Source organism: Paenibacillus sp. FSL P2-0136 (genome assembly GCF_037975325.1).
Lineage (GTDB): Bacteria > Bacillota > Bacilli > Paenibacillales > Paenibacillaceae > Paenibacillus_AQ > Paenibacillus_AQ silagei.
Genome location: NZ_CP150244.1, coordinates 2,288,767 through 2,305,242, shown reverse-complemented (window position 1 = coordinate 2,305,242; position 16,476 = coordinate 2,288,767). Strand labels below are relative to the sequence as shown.

Genomic DNA, 16,476 nt, shown 5'->3' with positions numbered 1-16,476 from the left:
CATCAATTTCGTACACAGTTGCCCCGCCCACCTCGCAGTTGCACATTGTATGTTGGGTTCCACATACATTTGCCCCGTTCACCCCCGAAGCTGCACATTGTATGTTGTTTTTGGCATACATTTGCCCTGATCCCCCCGCAGTTGCACATTGTATGTTGTTTTCCACATACATTTGCTCCGTCCACCCAAGCAGATGCACATTGTATGTTGTTTTCGGCATACATTTGCTCCGCTCACCCCCGAAGCTACACATTGTATGTTGTTTTTGGCATACATTTGCTCCGCTCATCCCCGAAGCTACACATTGTATGTTGTTTTCGGCATACATTTGCGGGTGGAATCAGACCTTAAACCAGATCTGGACTTTGCAGCGAACCTACATACTCATAGTAAATAATTCGTTGAGATACTCCTCTAGCTACAGGGCGAAATTTACCTTTATCCACCAACATGCGACTGTACTTAATGACTGTCGCGGTTTGCAGTTCAAGCTCTCTCGCAGCATCCCCCGGACGAAGAACACGATTGTAACGGATAGCTAATCGCATTAAATCTCGTTCAATTCTGGAATACGCTCTCTCGGTACTTCGATTTGTAGTTTCAGCCGACAAATAAGGAAACAAAAGGTTCCGCAGTGCGGAGAGAATGAAAGATGGATTATCTTTCATCTCGTCTAGAGAGATGTAGAGCACCACGCAATCTTGTGATTGCAGGAAGAGACCCCGATTCAGGTCCATCCGGTATTTGCTACGGTCCGTGCCATGCGACCCAAAATCCATAATCTCAAACGCAATGCGCGAAGATCCAACCTTCCATAGTAAATCGACAAAATAGGATCTGCCGCGCCAATCCTTTACTTCGTATTCCGGATGCAGTCCGTGAAAATGTCCGGCAAGTGGCCACCAAACACTTTCGACGAATAAGCGGTTCCCGTAGCCATGCCCCCGCTTAAGCGCATCTAGCCGCTCCCCCTTTCTTCGTTTGAGATGATTGCTTAACCATTGATCATGCTCTCCAGCAAAGCCCATTTCAGTCCCCCCACTTAGCATCGAATTTAATCTCAGAACGCATAAAACCCCGCCTCCTTCTGAATGGAAGGGAGCGGGGCATACTTTGCCGCGTTAATTTGTACCTAGAATTAGTGTCCCACTTTTGGGCAACGAATGCAATATAAAGGTAGTAATATAGAGTTACAATTTCCTCCGCTCACCTTGTAGATGCAAATTGTATGTCGTTTTTGGCATACATTGCCCCGCTCACCCACGCAGATGCACATTGTATGTTGTTTTCCACATACATTTGCCCCGCTCACCCCCGAAGCTGCACATTGTATGTTGTTTTCGGCATACATTTGCTCCACTCACCCCCGCAGATGCACATTGTATGTTGTTTTCCACATACATTTGCCCCGTTCACCCCTCGTAGCTGCACATTGTATGTTGTTTTTGGCATACATTGCTCCGCTCACCCCGCAGCTGCACATTGTATGTTGTTTTCCACATACATTTGCTCCGTGCACCCAAGCAGATGCACATTGCATGTTGTTTTCGCATACATCCAGCCCACGCACCCTCTCACCCGCCTATTGTGTTCGGTTTTCCGACTACACCCGCGCACACCAAAACAGCCCCCGCAAATAACGCGGGGGCTGTACGATGCTGCAGGCGCAGCAGATCTGAATTACTTCTTCTCCACTGGCCGTTTGACGAAGGCTTCCGCTTTGGCCAGCACCTCGTCTTCCGTCGGTCCGCTGATATAGCGGCCGTTGATGTAGACAAACGGGCGTTTGCCGCACGGTCCGCAGTAGGAGATGCAGCCTGTCTTGATCTCGGCATCCGGTGCCATCTTCAGCAGCTTGGGCACGATGCTTTTCATTTTGATATGATTGCACTCGTCACATAATCTTATATCGTTAGCCATGAAGCAACCCTTCTTTATGTCCGTAAAATACGGGCGGATCAACTAGTGATCGCCATGATTTCCTTTAGACGGATTAGTAATCACGAAACCTTCTTCGGGCAAGTAGAGATAATCAATCTTCACTCCGTCCAGCAGGGGCTGGTTCGGATCAAGAATGACATCGATATCCTTGTCAGTGGAGACTACAACATCGTTCTCCTTAGGCGTGTCCAGATCCAGTCCGTAGTGGGCATGGTCGCCATGGGCATGTGTAATTGCTACACGAAGCTTAAGCTCACTGTTGCCTTCAAGTTCCATGGTTTTCTTTATCACTTTAGCCGCGTTGCGGGTAATTTTGACGTTCATTCGATTCCATCTCCCAGGCCTCTATATTTTAAATACTCAATAATTCATTTTAAGGAATATGGGAGGATAAAGCAACCATTAGGAGATGGACATCCACACTTAAAGGTACAATCGTCGCTAAAATGTCATCTTCCGCTGTGCAGCGCCGCGTACTTACGGTCCATCCGCGCTGTGAACCAGCCCATCAGCAGCATCGTTACGCCAATATCGTCAATCGGTATAAACGGCATGAAATCGGGCAGCACCCAGTACAGCAGCGCCGGAATCGTGAACAGCAGCTTGTCGGCCATAGCCACATTTGGCGAAACGATATAATGCCAGGAGCTGCGGAATATATGAGACCATTGTTTGAGCGACAACAGTTTTCTGAATTTCATGAGTTATGCCTCCCTGTGTAATCTGTGTAAGCAGCAAAGGACACCGCCGCTAAGCACCTGTAAAAGGATTGCGGCTGTGCCCTTTGCTGTTATCTTACGCGAATGCGCAGGATTCGTTTCGCTTTTAAGTAGAATTTTATCGAATTCTCCCGAACCGGACCAACGTTCACTCCGTCACCTTAACATCGTCGATCCGTGCGGTGCTGGAATGCATCCGCAGTCCGATCTTCCCTCCGGCCGGCTGCGCCGCCGTATCGGTCCACTGGATCAGCTGGGTACCGCCCGCAGATGCCGTAATCGTACTGCCGCTTACCGTCACCTTCAGCTCAGTCCACTGGCCGGGTGTGACGGCAAAGCTTACGCTGCTGACCATCGTGAGCGTTCCGGCTGTTTTTTTGAACAGCTCCGCCTTGTCACCGGAATCATTCAGCCGGAACATGTAATAATTGGAAGCATCCGCATACCGGAACAGCAGGCCGGCGTTGGCGAAGGTATTCAGCAGCTTGACTCTGGCCGAATACGTGTAATTCCTCCAGGAGGCGTCGCCTGTATAGGCAAGCGCTTCTCCTGTCCCGGAGTTCTGTGATAGAGCCTTCGTGCCGTCATCCTCCACACTCCAGGCTCCGCCAGAAGTCGTCCATCCGCTGGAATTGCCATCCTCAAAATCATCCTGGAACAGCGTAACCGGCGGTGTGATCGTACCCTGGAATTCAAATGCTCCGATATCCGGCACGCCGTTATACAGCGGATTCCCGAAGAAGTCCTGTCCTCCGTTGCCTGCAACCGCCGCCCCGGCATTGATCAGCGGAGAGGAGAGCGCAAGCTTATATCCGTCTGCCGAATCGAGTCCTGTGGCCGTTCCGGGACTGATGAATCCGGGGTTGCCTGTGATTTTATTGGGATCGCTCGGAACACTTGAGTTCAGCCCGTAGAAGCTGTTGTGATCATACGTCATTCTGGGGCTGTTCGTGTATTGTCCGCTGGCACCATTATAAAAGATGTTGTTCGTGTAATAGGCCATTCCTGTATTGCTCGCATGGGTCAGCGCCTTATTCTGCGTTCCCGAACGGTAGATGATATTGTTGTAGACATAGAGATTCCCCCCGCCGTTCACCAGATGGAACACCCCGTTAGCGTCCTTATCGTTCTGGCTGATATTATAGCGGAAAATATTATTGTTCGTGTTGTTCATGACCAGCAGGGTCCCGCCCTCATTGTCATAGCTGAAATTGTACTGGTAGATGCTGTCGTGCACCTCGATGTCGAAGTCCCAGGGCTGGCCGTCTCCACCCAGCATCCGGGTATCGGAGGCCTCGTTGTACTGGAAAATAGCCCCCTTCGTATAATAAGCCCACTGCGCCGCAACGACAGTGATATCCTCAAGGTAATTGACGATGGATGAATTCACATCGCAGGCTTCTCCGATGGACTTCGTCTTGTTGTATTCGATCAGCGGCGAGGCGCCGGCTCTGACCAGGATGCCGTCCCGGTGGATCTTCTCCACCACATTGCCCCGGATGACCACACCCCGGAAGGCGTCGAATTTATGTGTCCAGGCACTGTTGAAAAAAGCATCCGTCATCGTCTGAATCCCTGTATCCGCCACGTTAATGACTGTATTGTTCTCGATCAGAATATCTTCCCAGGTGCTCTCAAGTGCTGTATTGGCTCCCCGGGCATGAAAGTTGATGCCGCCTGTGCGGCGGTCTGTGCCGAAGATATCGTGGATGTCGAGATTGCGGATATAGATATGCCGGAAGTTCCCCGCCCCTGCTCCTTCGCCTACGACCAGCACACCGTTTCTGCGCATATCTGTAGGCTGCTGTCCGCTTGTAATCTCCAGATTGTTGATCTCCCAGTAGGAGACATTGCGCAGCCGGATGCCGAAGCCCTCCCCGCCCACGGCGGTATTGCCGAAATCAATCAGCGGCTTGGCTCCGCTCCCGTAGAGGTCCACGGCAATCGGATTCCCCTCCGTCCCGGAGCCTTTAAGATCGAGATACTGATCATTCCATACGCTGCCTGCCTTGAGTAAAATCCGGTCCCCCGGGCTGAAGGTGACGCTGTTCACTTTGCCCAGCGTCTTCCAGGCCGCCGCCTCACTGGTGCCGGAATTGCTGTCGCTGCCTTGGGCAGCATCGACGTAATAGGTGGTGCCTGCCGCCTCAGCAACCGGACCTGACCAGCCGGATAGGAGACTGAACAGTAAAAATACGATCATGCCCAGCATGGTGAATCTGCGCGGCCTGCCTTGCCTTGATCTATGCTTCATACGATACCTTGTCATTCGGATCACGCTCCCGCAGAATAAATTGTACTTGTAAGTTTTCATATGGGATCGCCGTGACTCCAGAGAAGTTTTGGACTTACGGCCGCTGTTGTTTGCAGATTTCTTGATTTATCCCGTTTTTAACGGTTGAAATCCGCAAACAAAGGCGGACGCTATCGCTCCTACAGTTCCAAAATTCCCCTCCGCCACTTTTCCCTGTCTGTCTTTTTTTCAAGCTCAATTTATTAAGTTATAAAGCGGCCAACGCCTCACCCAGCCACGCTCCCTGCTGCACAAGCCCGTTCTGAAGCTTGGCGAGATTCACCTTCCGGCTCTGTCCCTCCGCTCCGGCCGCCATCGCCGCCGCCATACCCGCCGCCTGCCCCATGGCGAAGCAGTTCGGCATCACCCGCAGTGAGCCTTGCACGACACGGTCCGAGGAGGCGGCGCGCCCCGCCACCCATACATTGTCCAGTCCCACCGGCAGCATGCAGCGGTAAGGGACACCATGCGACTTCCCGGGCGGAAGATGGTGGATATGCATCGCCCCGCTGCTGCGGGCCATATGAATATCGATGAAGTAGCTGTTGCGGGCAATATCATCCGGGAAGGAAGCCATATTCATGAAGTCCTCCTGGGTCAGCACGTAATCGCCCACAATCCGCCGCGTCTCGCGGATACCGATCTGCTCGCCGGTGGACACCAGATGGGCCTGTTCGAATCCGGGCACATAAGCCCTGAAGAATTCCAGCTGGCGGTGGACTAGCCGACGTCCCTCTATTGCCCCCCGGGTCAAGTCCTCCGCCCTGGAACCGTCGACGCCGAACACATGCCCAAAATTCACACCGACCAGATAATCGGCAATCCAAGCTAGGCCCGAGACGGAGTCCCGGCCCTGCGGCAGCTTCCCGTCAACCTGCGCCTGCTGGACGGCCTGATGGATCTGATCCGTGTCACCGCTTTCATTCCGGTATTCTTCAAAACGCTGCCGGTCCACATTCGCCAGCAGGTAGCACATAGTCGCGGCTTGAAGCTCGCCGGAATCTCCGCCCTTATGGAACGGCGCTCCCGCCAGGGCGGCCAGATCGGCATCCCCGGTCGTATCAATGACAGTCCGGGCGCGGACCAGACTCCGGCCTGACTTGTTGACGATTACCACGCCCTCAATGCTTCGGCCGGTCTCATCCATCACCGTCTGGCTTGCCACGGTATGGAGCAGCACTTCCGCTCCGCTCTCGGTGGCAGCCTCGTCGTATACACGCTTCAGCACCTCCGGGTCGATGGGCACCCAGTCCAGCTCTGCACCGAAGCGCTCGCGGAACTCCGGCTCACATCCGGCCTTCATCCGCTCCAGCAGTTCCAGGCCGATTCCCCGCACGACAGCCTTCTCCCCGTCACTGTAAGGACAGAAGGCTGGCACCAGGGCAACGGTGCCCATGCCGCCCAGGAAGCCGCGCTGCTCAATCAGCAGCGTCCGAGCCCCGCTGCGGGCCGCAGCTATTGCCGCTGCCACGCCCGCAGGCCCGCCGCCTGCAACCAGCACATCCACCTCGCGGGATACCGTGATCTCCTCCGCAGGCAAGGTAAATACAGTTCTATTCATCGTTGTTCCTCCTTGAAGCTATACTTAGACTCCTCACCATTATAGTGAGATGGAGGCTGCAACAGCGTGCAGACTGATTGCCTGTTACGGTGGACAGTTTTGACCTTTATGGCTTGGCTTCATCCGTGGATGTCTCCCTGCCCTGCTCTTCCGGCGAACCTGCCTTGAATTCGCTGGGATTCCGGCCGCTGTATTTCTTGAATACCTTGGAGAAGTACGCCCGGTCGGAGAAGCCGAGAGTGTAGGCGACATTCTCCACGGTCTCGTGCGGGCGGGCCAGCATCGTGATGGCCATATTCATCTTGTACTGGTTGACGTAATCGGTGAAGTTCACGCCGGACAGCTTCTTGAAATAACGGGAGAAGTAGCTGGCATTCAGGTGCAGATGCTCTGCCATATCTGTAGAGGTGATCATCCGGTCCACATGCTCCTCCAGAAACTCATCCACCGCCTGAAGCCGGACATCCTTCTCCTCAGCGGCTGCGGGGGCTAGTGCAAACTGCCGCCACAGATGCCTCAGCTCCCGCTTAGTCAGGCTGGCCGCTTCCTCGATATGAACCGTCTGCTCGAGTTGCGTGAAGAAGTCCTCCTCAGCCAGCCCGCCGGCTTCGAAGGCCAGCTGGCGCACGAGATTCCCGCAGGTCTCCTTCACCAGCCGGGGCAGCAGCCGCTCCGCCGATGCCAGCTGCGCCCACTGATTCACGGCCAGATCAATCCAGGCGGCATGCTGGTCTGCAAGCGCCAACGACAGCATACCGCGTTCCTTTTCCCCACGCCGTTCTAACGTCTGCCCGAAATCCGCGTTCTCCTCAAGCAGAGACACAGGCTTCACTGGCTGATAGAAGTTATTTTCCCGGCAATCGGTGAGAGTCTTGTATAACACACCGAAGCTGCGGACCGGTGCACAGGACTCCGAATAGAACCCCCGCAGGCTAATCTTCAGATACTGCTCCACCTTATCCTGTACCGCCTGCATGAATTCAGCCAGCTTGTTCTCTGTGACGCCGGGGTCCTCCACATTCCAAACCAGATAAATATCGGCGTCCCTGCTCATAATCGGTGTAATGGAAGCCTCTGCCGCAGACAACTCCAGCGCAATATTATTCACGGCTGAATGGATCAGCGGAATATCCTTGTACCGGTAACGCTCGGTAACCGATGCGGCATCCATATGAAGGAATCCATGACGCAGAAAGGGGTGCTTCCAGGAGATGCCCAGCCGTTCACCGAACTCCAGGGTGTTCTCCTGGCCCGCTGCACCCGACAACAGCTGCTTCAGGAAACTCTGCTTCAGCACTTCCTTATTACGCTCAATCGCCTGCCGGAAGGAGTAGCGCTCCAGCAGTTCCTCACGGCTCTTGAAGCGGCTCATCGCTTTGGCGAGACTGCTCTTAAGCTGCTCAGGGGATAGCTCATCCTTGATCAGATAATCATCCGCCTCCAGCTGGATCGCCCGCTTCGAGTAGTGGAAATCCTCATAGCAGGTCAGGAAAATCAGGCGAACCTCCGGCTTCGTGATCCGGAAGGCATCCGCCAGCTCCAGCCCGTCCATCCCCGGCAGACCGATGTCCACAATCACAATATCCGGCAGTGCTGCATGGAACTGCTCCAGCGCATCCTCACTGCTATACGCCGAAGCCACCAGCTGCAGATCCAGCCCCAAGGGCCCAAGCAGATATTCCACGTATTCCAGCATCGGGACATCATCGTCAATCAGCATCAGGGTCATCAAGGGGAACCGCCTCCTTCTCCCGGGTCACGGGGATATATAGGGTGAACGTCATGCCTTCCTCGTCTTCTCTTGCCTGCGCGCTCAGCCGTGCGCGATATCCGTACAATACCTGCAGACGGCGTGCTGTGTTGACCAGCCCGACCCCTTTTTCCGGCCAGAGCGCAGTGTCTTCACTTCCTTGCAGACGCCGGTTCAGGCGCTGGAGCTTATCCTCCGGCATCCCGCGGCCGTTATCGCTGATGCTGATCCGCAGCAGATCGGACTCGAACGCCGCTTCGAGCCGGATCGCCGGATGGTCCGGACGGGCGGAGAAGCCGTGACTGATGGCATTCTCGACAATGGGCTGAAGCAGAAGCCGGGGCAGCATCACCGCACCTTCTTCCTCGCCCACCTCGCATTCCCAGACGATATCCAGACGGTTGCGGATCTGCATCACCTGCACATAGCTGCCCAGCACCCTGCACTCCTCTGCCAGCTCCAGCGGCTTATCCACATGCACATACACACGCAGCAGCTTCATGAGCGCATCGATCATGGCGCCATGCGCCGGGTCACCGCTGAGCAGCAGATCCACCTTGATGGAATTGAGCGTATTCAGCAGAAAATGAGGCCGGATCTGCGCCGCCAGCGCCTGAAGCTCCAGCCGCCTTTTCTCCTCCTGTTCACTCTCGACCTGCTGCAGCAGCCCGTTCATATCCTCCAGCATCTGATTGAAAGCCGCCGACAGCACCGCCACCTCATCCTTGCCCCTGACGGGTATCCGCACCGCGCGGTTGCCGCCGACATACTGCTTGACGCTGGCCCGCAGCAGGCTGATCGGCTTGTTCATATATCCGGCCCACAGCATGGACAGGACCAGGAACGCCAGGAAGAACAGTCCGATCAGTGAGATGGAGACCAGAAACTCCCGGTTGATATGACTGTCGATGGAGCTGCGGGGCGTCTTGCTGGTAAGCAGCCAGCCGACCTTGGGAATACGGACCTCACTGGCCAGCAGCGGGCCTTCATCCGCAGGAGCGGCTTCTCCGGTGACCGCAATGCTTCTCCCCTTCTGGTCAACAAGCGCAAGCCTGCTTACCGCATTGCCCGTATCGAGCAGGCTGCGGAAGTAGTGGCTCGGAATGCCCACGTACAGCGTGGCCAGCTTGTCCTGGTTCAGCGGGTCGGTAATGAAGCGTACCGCATAATAATAATCGGGTGCAGCGGGGGTGCCGCCGTAGGGAAACCATTGCAGCGACACTTTTTCCCGCTCATCCAGCCTGCTGCTCTCCTTAAGAAGCTTCTCAGGCAGCACAGAGAACACCGGAATATTCTGGTTGCCGATCAGTATCCGGTTCTCCCGGTTGACCAGCATGATCTGAAGATCAGCATCGAGCGACTGCACCGACAGGATATTGGCCGTAGTCTTGAGCTTGTTGTAATGGGTATACACTCCGTAATTTCCGAAGCTTCCCGTATTTTTGAGATAACGCAGACTCTCCAGCACGGCCGGATCATAAGCCTCAGAGAAATACACCGAGACAAACGAGATGCTGTCCACCGTTTTTTCCATTTGACTGCCGATGACCTTCAGGGTCTCCTCATTCGAACGGGCGATCTTCTCACTCACATTCTCCCGCACAGAGGTATACGACCAGAACGTAACGACAACAAAAGGCAGCAGGATCAGGATCAGGAACGTGTATTGCAGTCTGCGATGGAAGGAAAAACGGCTTAACCATTTCATAAGAATTCCACCCCGCACTGTAATGAAAGCTTCAACGTCCCTATTATAATCCAAAATCCCTGCTGCCTTTGCACTTCATCCGTTATTTCTGATTGGCAGAAACTACCTTCTCGACTTCCGCTGTCATCTCACTCTTGACCTCATCGAAGCTGCGGTTATCCAGGATGAAGCTGGCGAAGCCGTTCTCCACAATCGCTTTCAGCTCGCTGCCATAGGGTACACTGAAGGTGTCCGGCATTTTAATATTTGGATCGAACAGCGTTTTGGTGAGGGAAGCGGTATCGATCAGATCTGTATTTTCCCCGAAAAAGCCGTTAATCAGCTCCGCCCCGTCCACGCCCTTGAACGAAGGAATCTCCTTGGTGAACTTGTAGGCTTCCTTGGACATCCAGCGGATGAAGTCATACGAGGCTTCCTTATTCGCTGATTTCGCGCCCATGGCCAGGCCGCCGCCGGAGATATTCGTCATGCCCAGTTCCTTACTGTCCACCGAACGCGGCAGCGGAGCGTACATGCTCTGGAACTCATGCGGGAATTTCTCCAGGTTCAGCGCCGCCCGGACAGCATAGCTTGGCACGGCCAGCATACTGGCATTTCCGGCAAAAAACTGCTGCAGCACATGGTAGTTCGAGGCCAGCACATCGGCATACGGCTCCGCGCTCTTATCTTCCTTCTCCATTGTGCGGCGGAGGTTGAAGAAGTATTCGAAGGACGGATCGTCAAAAATCGGCTTCAAGTCTGCGCTAAGCTGCGGATGCGGCTTCTCGGTGTATGCGATAATGTTCGGATATTCGCCCCAGGTGTGAAAGTAGGTTCCGAAGTGCTCGGGTGTCGTCAGCTTCTTGGCATACTCACGGAAATCATCCCAAGTCCAGCCCATCTCCGGCAGGGTCAGCCCTGCGGCTTCCAGATGATCCTTATTGAAGACCGTCAGCCACTGCGTGGAGCTGGGCAGGATGCCGTAGACCTTGTCGTCCAGCTTCAGCAGCTTGGAATATTCATCCTCGGGTTTAATACTCTCCTGTTCAAAAAAGGAGTTAAGCGGTTCCACAACTCCCCGCGAAGCGCGCTCCAGCAGCTCATCCTCGTTCCCGGTCATGAACACATCGACCACTTCGCCGCCTGCGACCAGAATATCCAGCTTCTTCATGAAATCTGTGCTGTCGCTGTTCTGGACCAGAGATTCATACTCCACTTCCACTTTATCCTGAGCTTCATTGTAAGCCTGCACGGCCTGGTAGATCGGCTCTTCCGGCTTATCGGCCTTGAAGGTGTAGAATTTGATCTTGGCTTTGCCTGCGGGCTGGGCTGTGCCGGCGGTTCCGGCAGACGGATCAGCCGAGGCTGGTGCATCGGTTGCTGCTGAGGTGTTGCCCCCATTCCCGCCGCAAGCGGTGACGGAGAGCATGAGGAGCATACTGGCAAGCATTAATGGTAGTTTTTTCAAAGCAATTCCCCCTTGATTTGTTGTCTGCAGGCTCATTATACAATCTAAGCTTTGCGCACACCGTGTACAGCTATGCGGTGTGCGCGTACACTTTTTTGACCTTTACCCTTTCACGCCTCCGATAGCAATCCCGTTAATGACCTGCTTCTGGAGGATCAGGAACAGCACCAGCAGCGGCAGAATCGCGGCGACGGAGGCCATCATCATGACGGAGATCTGTGTACCGAATTCCTCCTTGAAAAATTGCATCCCGAGCGGAATCGTATACAGCTTGGTCGAATTCAGCATAATCAGCGGCCCCTGGTAATCATTCCAGGTCCAGATGAACTTGATAATCCCCACTGTTGCCAGAATCGGGCGGCTCAGCGGCAGCACCACGCTCCAGAAAATCCGTAAGAACCCGGCGCCGTCCAGCTCCGCCGCTTCCAGCATATCATTATGAATCCCGATCATGAACTGGCGCAGCAGGAAGGTGAAGTAGCTGGAGAACATCCCCATCAGGATCAGCGCGGCATGGGAGTCATAGAGACCCAGCTCCTTAATCATAATATAGCGCGGAACGAGTGTTGCCTGCTCCGGGATCATCATGAACGCCAGCATCAGGGTGAAGATCAGCGCCCGGCCTTTGAAATCCAGCTTGGCGAGCGCATACCCGGCCATGGCCGAGATGACGATTGTCGCCAGGGTGGAGATCAGGGCGATTTTGAGCGAGTTCATATAGAATAATCCGAATGCCACATCACCCATCCATACGGCCTTGAAGTTAGCGATCAGATTCCAGTCGGTGGGAATCCACTGAATCGGGAAGGTCCAGACCTCCTTCTCCGTCTTCGAGGCCGCCGACAGCATCCAGACCAGCGGCATCAGGAAGAATACCGAGCACAGGGCGAACAGGACCGTGAAGATCAGATTGCCGGGCTTAAGTTTTTTCATTGTCATTACCTTTCGTTCCTTTCGCCTTGGACTAGTAATGGACCTTGCGGTTCTGGGTTATCCAGGTAATGGAGGTCACCAGCATAATAATCAGGAACAGCACCCAGGACATCGCCGAGGCATAGCCCATTTTGAAGCGCTCGAATCCTTCTTCGTAGATCTGGTACACGATAACGGTACTGGAATAGTTAGGCCCGCCGCCGGTGAGGAACTTGATCATATCGAAGATTTTGAAGGAAGAGATCGTGCTCGTTATCGCCAGAAAAAAGGTGGTCGGCCCCAGCAGCGGCAGCGTAATCCGCCGGAATTGTCCGATCCCGCTGGCCCCGTCAATTGTCGCCGCCTCATACAGCTCCTCGGGAATATTCGTCATCCCCGCCAGGAAAATAATCATCTGATAGCCCAGCAGCTGCCAGACGTAGATAATCATAATGGCAATCAGCGAGAAGCTGGTATCGACCAGCCAGCGCGGCGGTTCGGATACTCCAAGCTGCATCAGAATCTGATTGACCGGCCCCTTGGACGGATGGTAGAGCGCTTGCCAGACTGCGGCGATGGCTACCGTGGAACAGATATAAGGTACAAAGAAGGCTACCTTGAAAAAGGTCTTGGCATACAGCTTCTTATGGATCAGCGCTGAGAGCACCACCCCCAGCAGCATCGTGACCGGCACTGTGCCGACCGTGAACAGCACATTATTCTTCAGGGCCAGCAGGAAGCGGTTGTCCCTGAACAGCTCGATAAAGTTATCAAGACCGACAAAGTTAATCGCCGACAAGCCGCCGACCAGGTTCCACTCCGTCAGACTGAGGAACAGGCTGAACAGCAGCGGGAACACCGCGATGACGAGCATCCCGATGACCTCCGGCGCAATGAACAGCCATCCGGCGAGCTGCTCCCGTCTCTTGCGCGTCCAATAGGTACCGGCTGCGGGCTTGGCCGTTTTCCGGGTAACTGCAGATTCACTCATTGCAATCTCTCCCTTGCAGTTTCAGCTTGGTTGTCCGGCAGATAGCCGCCTTCTTCCCGGAGACGGGCGCGAAGGAGGGGGACATCTACGGCATGGACATCGCCTCCGGTCTGAGCGGCAGCCAGTGCCGCAGCAAGTCCGGCAGCTTCGCCCATCGCCAGGCAGACCGGCATCACACGCACGCTGCCGAGCACCCTGCGGTCACAGGAGATAGACCGTCCGGCGACCAGAACGTTGCGTAGTCCGCGCGGCGTAAGGCAGCGGTACGGAATGCCGTGCGATTCACCAGGCCCGTAGAGCGTGATGGACTGGCTGGATCCGGCGCCGCTCTGCTGCTCCTTCTGTGTGCCATGCACATCAATGAAGTAGCTGTTGCGGCAGATCTCATCATCGAAGCTTCTGCGGGAGATGTAATCCTCCGCAGTCAGGACATAATCGCCGGTAATCCGCCGGGATTCCCGCGTGCCGATCAGTGTGCCTGTGCTCATCACTACCGCATTGCCGAAGGCCGCAGGGTGTACAGCGGCAAGCATGTCCCGGTAGGCGGCCGCCATCTTGCGTCCCTCTACCAGCGCCCCGGATACGGAGAAGGCATTCGTGTTGTCAATTCCCCAGAGATGTCCGGCATTGAAGCCTACGGCACGCGGAGCTACCATATTGTTGCACAGATGCGTATCCGGAATGCCCGGATATTCTCCTGAGCGGACCACCTCATGGATCGGGCTGTGCGGGTTCTCCGCATGGAGCTTCGGCCCATTCACATAAGCATAATCATCCACGTTGCCCAGTATGAAGCAATGGGTCGCGGGCTGAAGCTCGCCGGTCGCTTCGTCCCCCATTTGGTACTCGGCACCTGCCCATGCAGCAACATCGCCATCTCCTGTGCAATCGATATACACGGCTGCCCGGAAGGCCTGCAGGCCGCTTTTATTGAGAAGGAGGAGTGTGGTGATGTTGCCGTGGTCGTCTCTATCCACATCCGCAAGCGAGGTCAGGAACAGGATGTGGGCACCCGACTCCGTTACGAGATCGTCATAGACCCGCCTCAGCTTCTCCGGTTCGATCGGCACCCAGTCCATCGCATCCTCCGGCACATGCGGCATTTGAGCCTTTAAGGTATTGAACACCTTGGCCGCGAGACCACGGTAGACCATCTTCTCTTTGTCCGAGAATGGGCACCAGGCCGGTACCAGGCCGGAGGTTCCCATTCCTCCAAGGCTCCCGGTCGCTTCGACCAGCAGTGTCCGCGCCCCTTCCCTGGCCGCCGCCGCTGCGGCGGTGCAGCCCGCCGGCCCGCCTCCGACTACAATTACGTCGTAGGAGGCGTTCAGTGGGATTGGTTTACTTTTCAGCGTATACGTATCATTCTCCATTTGGCTCTCACTTTCCCGGCGGGTAGTCCTCTTTCCGTGAAGCCCTCCGCCGCTCTTCTATACGCTAATTTTAGCAAGAGACTTTGGCGGATACGGTATAGCTTTCATACGCGTTAATGTGTATTATTTTGACTCTCATTTTCAGACCTAAGCGCCTGCGCTAACAAGCGCAGATAGGCGTTAGCATACTAAAGAAACCATTCTTACAGAAGTAGGAGGTCTCCCTCCAACTCTATGAAAGAACAGTTTCTTAGGTCAGGTATGTGGTGACTGGTGGCAGTGGCAGCATCCCGCGAATCAGGGGCACTTACACACCTCATTGGCTCACCCAGCCAACTTTTACTGAAATCAGGGGCACTTATGCTCTTCATCCCCACGCAAAAAAAGGATACAGCCGCAAAGCATCATTTGGTCAGGATTGCGGCCGTGCCCTTTGCTGTTATCTTACGCAAATTTGCAGAGATTGTTTCATTTTTATTTCAAATTCGACAGAATCGCACTTAGAATCAGGCCGGTGTCCAGCGCCATATCCTCAAAATCAGCCACGGGAAGCGGATTCTTGCCCACTCCCAGCTCTACGGTGAAGCCCGGCTTGCGGAAGCGCTCGATGAACCAGTCCTTGTAGCCGGCATCGCTGCCGGTCAGCTCCACTGCCCTGTAGCCGCTCACCGCCGCAAGCGCCGCTGCCCACTGCTTACTCTCCGGCGGCTCATAGCCCCGGTAGTTCCAGTAGATCTCTGCCCCCTGGCTGTGCAGGGATACGGCGGCATCGCCCGGAACCCGCTCGGCCAGCGCCGCCAGTGCCGCCGCCTCCGGCTCACTGAGCGGCGCCGGGCCGCTGTAATCGCGCGGTGCCGGGCCGGGCACCTGCCGCCGGTCGCGTTCCTCCTCCCAGTGTGCGGGGAACTGGTCTCCAAGATCGACACCGCGGATGTTCGCCTTCCAGTGCCGGAAGCTGCGCCTGCCGCAGTTCCACCTCATCAGCTCTGCATAATGAGGATGGTCCGGCATCGCCCCTTCCTGCACCAGCTCGACACCGTCGGGATTCGCCATCGGCACGGCCCAGAGTGTCCAGTCCCGGTGCCAGTCCACAGGCTGACGCCCGTGCCAGTCCGCACCTGATTCATAAGCAGCCGCATATTCTTCAAGAAAGCTCATCAGACACGGGGACGTCAACCATTCGTTGGCATGCAGCGCGGCATTCACATGCAGGTGGCGCGGGCCGCTGCCGATCCGCAGCAGACGGAGCGGCTTGCCGAGCACACTGTAGCCTATAACCTCGCTGCTGACAAAAGGATAGCGGTCCGCAAGTCTTGCAGCATCCGCCTCAATCTCAGCCGGTCCGTATTCCCCGTGCAGATAAACCTCTGTCCCCCGGGTGGCCGCCGGAATCACCAGCACCTTGCCCGGCAGGCAGATACGTCCCGAGCTTACCCCGGGATTCAGCATCTCCAGCTCATCTATGCCAACCCCGAACAAGGACGCGATGCTCTGCGCATCGTCCCCCGCCTGCACCGCATACCGCTTGCGCGGGGCAGACGGCAGGAACAGCACCTGCCCCGGATATAAATACGGCTGGCTGCCAGCCCATGGATTCCCCTGTATGACATGCTCCGGTGTCAATCCGTGTCTTGCGGCGATACGGCTTACGGTATCTCCCCTGCGGGCAATGTATTGCTGCATAGGTCTCATCCTCCCGGCCCTCTTGTGCCGGCATCCCTAACATCCTCCGTGATGACATACGGGACCCGGCCCTCATGCCTAGTATATGAGCAGCAGCA

The 16,476-nt window shown here is 55.4% G+C and carries 13 protein-coding genes; all 13 read right to left on the bottom strand.

Translation table 11 applies throughout. The features are described 5' to 3' along the window. Positions 1–347: 347 nt before the first annotated feature. The gene (locus tag NYE26_RS09515; protein WP_339255335.1) at positions 348–1,028 is read right to left on the bottom strand and encodes a hypothetical protein; all 681 of its coding nucleotides are present in this window, start codon (positions 1,026–1,028) and stop codon (positions 348–350) included. 652 nt (positions 1,029–1,680) lie between these two features. Continuing rightward, entirely contained in the window at positions 1,681–1,920 is a 240-nt protein-coding gene (locus tag NYE26_RS09510) for a DUF1450 domain-containing protein (RefSeq protein ID WP_036725257.1), read from the bottom strand. Positions 1,921–1,962: 42 nt separating this feature from the next. Next, positions 1,963–2,265, bottom strand: coding sequence for a heme biosynthesis protein HemY (locus tag NYE26_RS09505; protein ID WP_036702251.1), 303 nt, complete (start codon positions 2,263–2,265; stop codon positions 1,963–1,965). 125 nt (positions 2,266–2,390) lie between these two features. Further along, entirely contained in the window at positions 2,391–2,642 is a 252-nt protein-coding gene (locus NYE26_RS09500; protein ID WP_036725259.1) for a hypothetical protein, read from the bottom strand. Positions 2,643–2,808: 166 nt separating this feature from the next. Beyond that, the gene (locus NYE26_RS09495; protein WP_339255332.1) at positions 2,809–4,929 is read right to left on the bottom strand and encodes a family 16 glycoside hydrolase; all 2,121 of its coding nucleotides are present in this window, start codon (positions 4,927–4,929) and stop codon (positions 2,809–2,811) included. A 232-nt stretch (positions 4,930–5,161) separates the two neighbouring features. Next, positions 5,162–6,514 carry an FAD-dependent oxidoreductase gene (locus NYE26_RS09490; protein WP_339255330.1) on the bottom strand — a complete coding sequence of 451 codons (1,353 nt, stop codon included), beginning with the start codon at positions 6,512–6,514 and terminating at the stop codon, positions 5,162–5,164. Between the two features lie 106 nt (positions 6,515–6,620). Beyond that, positions 6,621–8,243, bottom strand: coding sequence for a response regulator (locus NYE26_RS09485; RefSeq protein WP_339257418.1), 1,623 nt, complete (start codon positions 8,241–8,243; stop codon positions 6,621–6,623). Then, positions 8,224–9,972 (bottom strand): histidine kinase, encoded by a 1,749-nt coding sequence (locus tag NYE26_RS09480; protein WP_076078398.1) that lies wholly within the window; start codon positions 9,970–9,972, stop codon positions 8,224–8,226. The genes NYE26_RS09485 and NYE26_RS09480 overlap by 20 nt, the downstream gene beginning before the upstream one ends. A gap of 82 nt (positions 9,973–10,054) precedes the next feature. Continuing rightward, entirely contained in the window at positions 10,055–11,419 is a 1,365-nt protein-coding gene (locus tag NYE26_RS09475; protein ID WP_339255327.1) for an extracellular solute-binding protein, read from the bottom strand. A 102-nt stretch (positions 11,420–11,521) separates the two neighbouring features. Beyond that, the gene (locus NYE26_RS09470) at positions 11,522–12,358 is read right to left on the bottom strand and encodes a carbohydrate ABC transporter permease (RefSeq protein WP_036702263.1); all 837 of its coding nucleotides are present in this window, start codon (positions 12,356–12,358) and stop codon (positions 11,522–11,524) included. A gap of 25 nt (positions 12,359–12,383) precedes the next feature. Beyond that, the gene (locus NYE26_RS09465) at positions 12,384–13,322 is read right to left on the bottom strand and encodes a sugar ABC transporter permease (RefSeq protein ID WP_339255324.1); all 939 of its coding nucleotides are present in this window, start codon (positions 13,320–13,322) and stop codon (positions 12,384–12,386) included. Then, positions 13,319–14,695 (bottom strand): FAD-dependent oxidoreductase, encoded by a 1,377-nt coding sequence (locus tag NYE26_RS09460; protein WP_209874345.1) that lies wholly within the window; start codon positions 14,693–14,695, stop codon positions 13,319–13,321. Before NYE26_RS09460 ends, NYE26_RS09465 begins: the two co-directional genes overlap by 4 nt. A gap of 474 nt (positions 14,696–15,169) precedes the next feature. Next, positions 15,170–16,378: a M14 family metallopeptidase gene (locus NYE26_RS09455; protein WP_339255321.1), complete on the bottom strand. Its 1,209-nt coding sequence runs from the start codon at positions 16,376–16,378 to the stop codon at positions 15,170–15,172. Between the last annotated feature and the right edge of the window lie 98 nt (positions 16,379–16,476).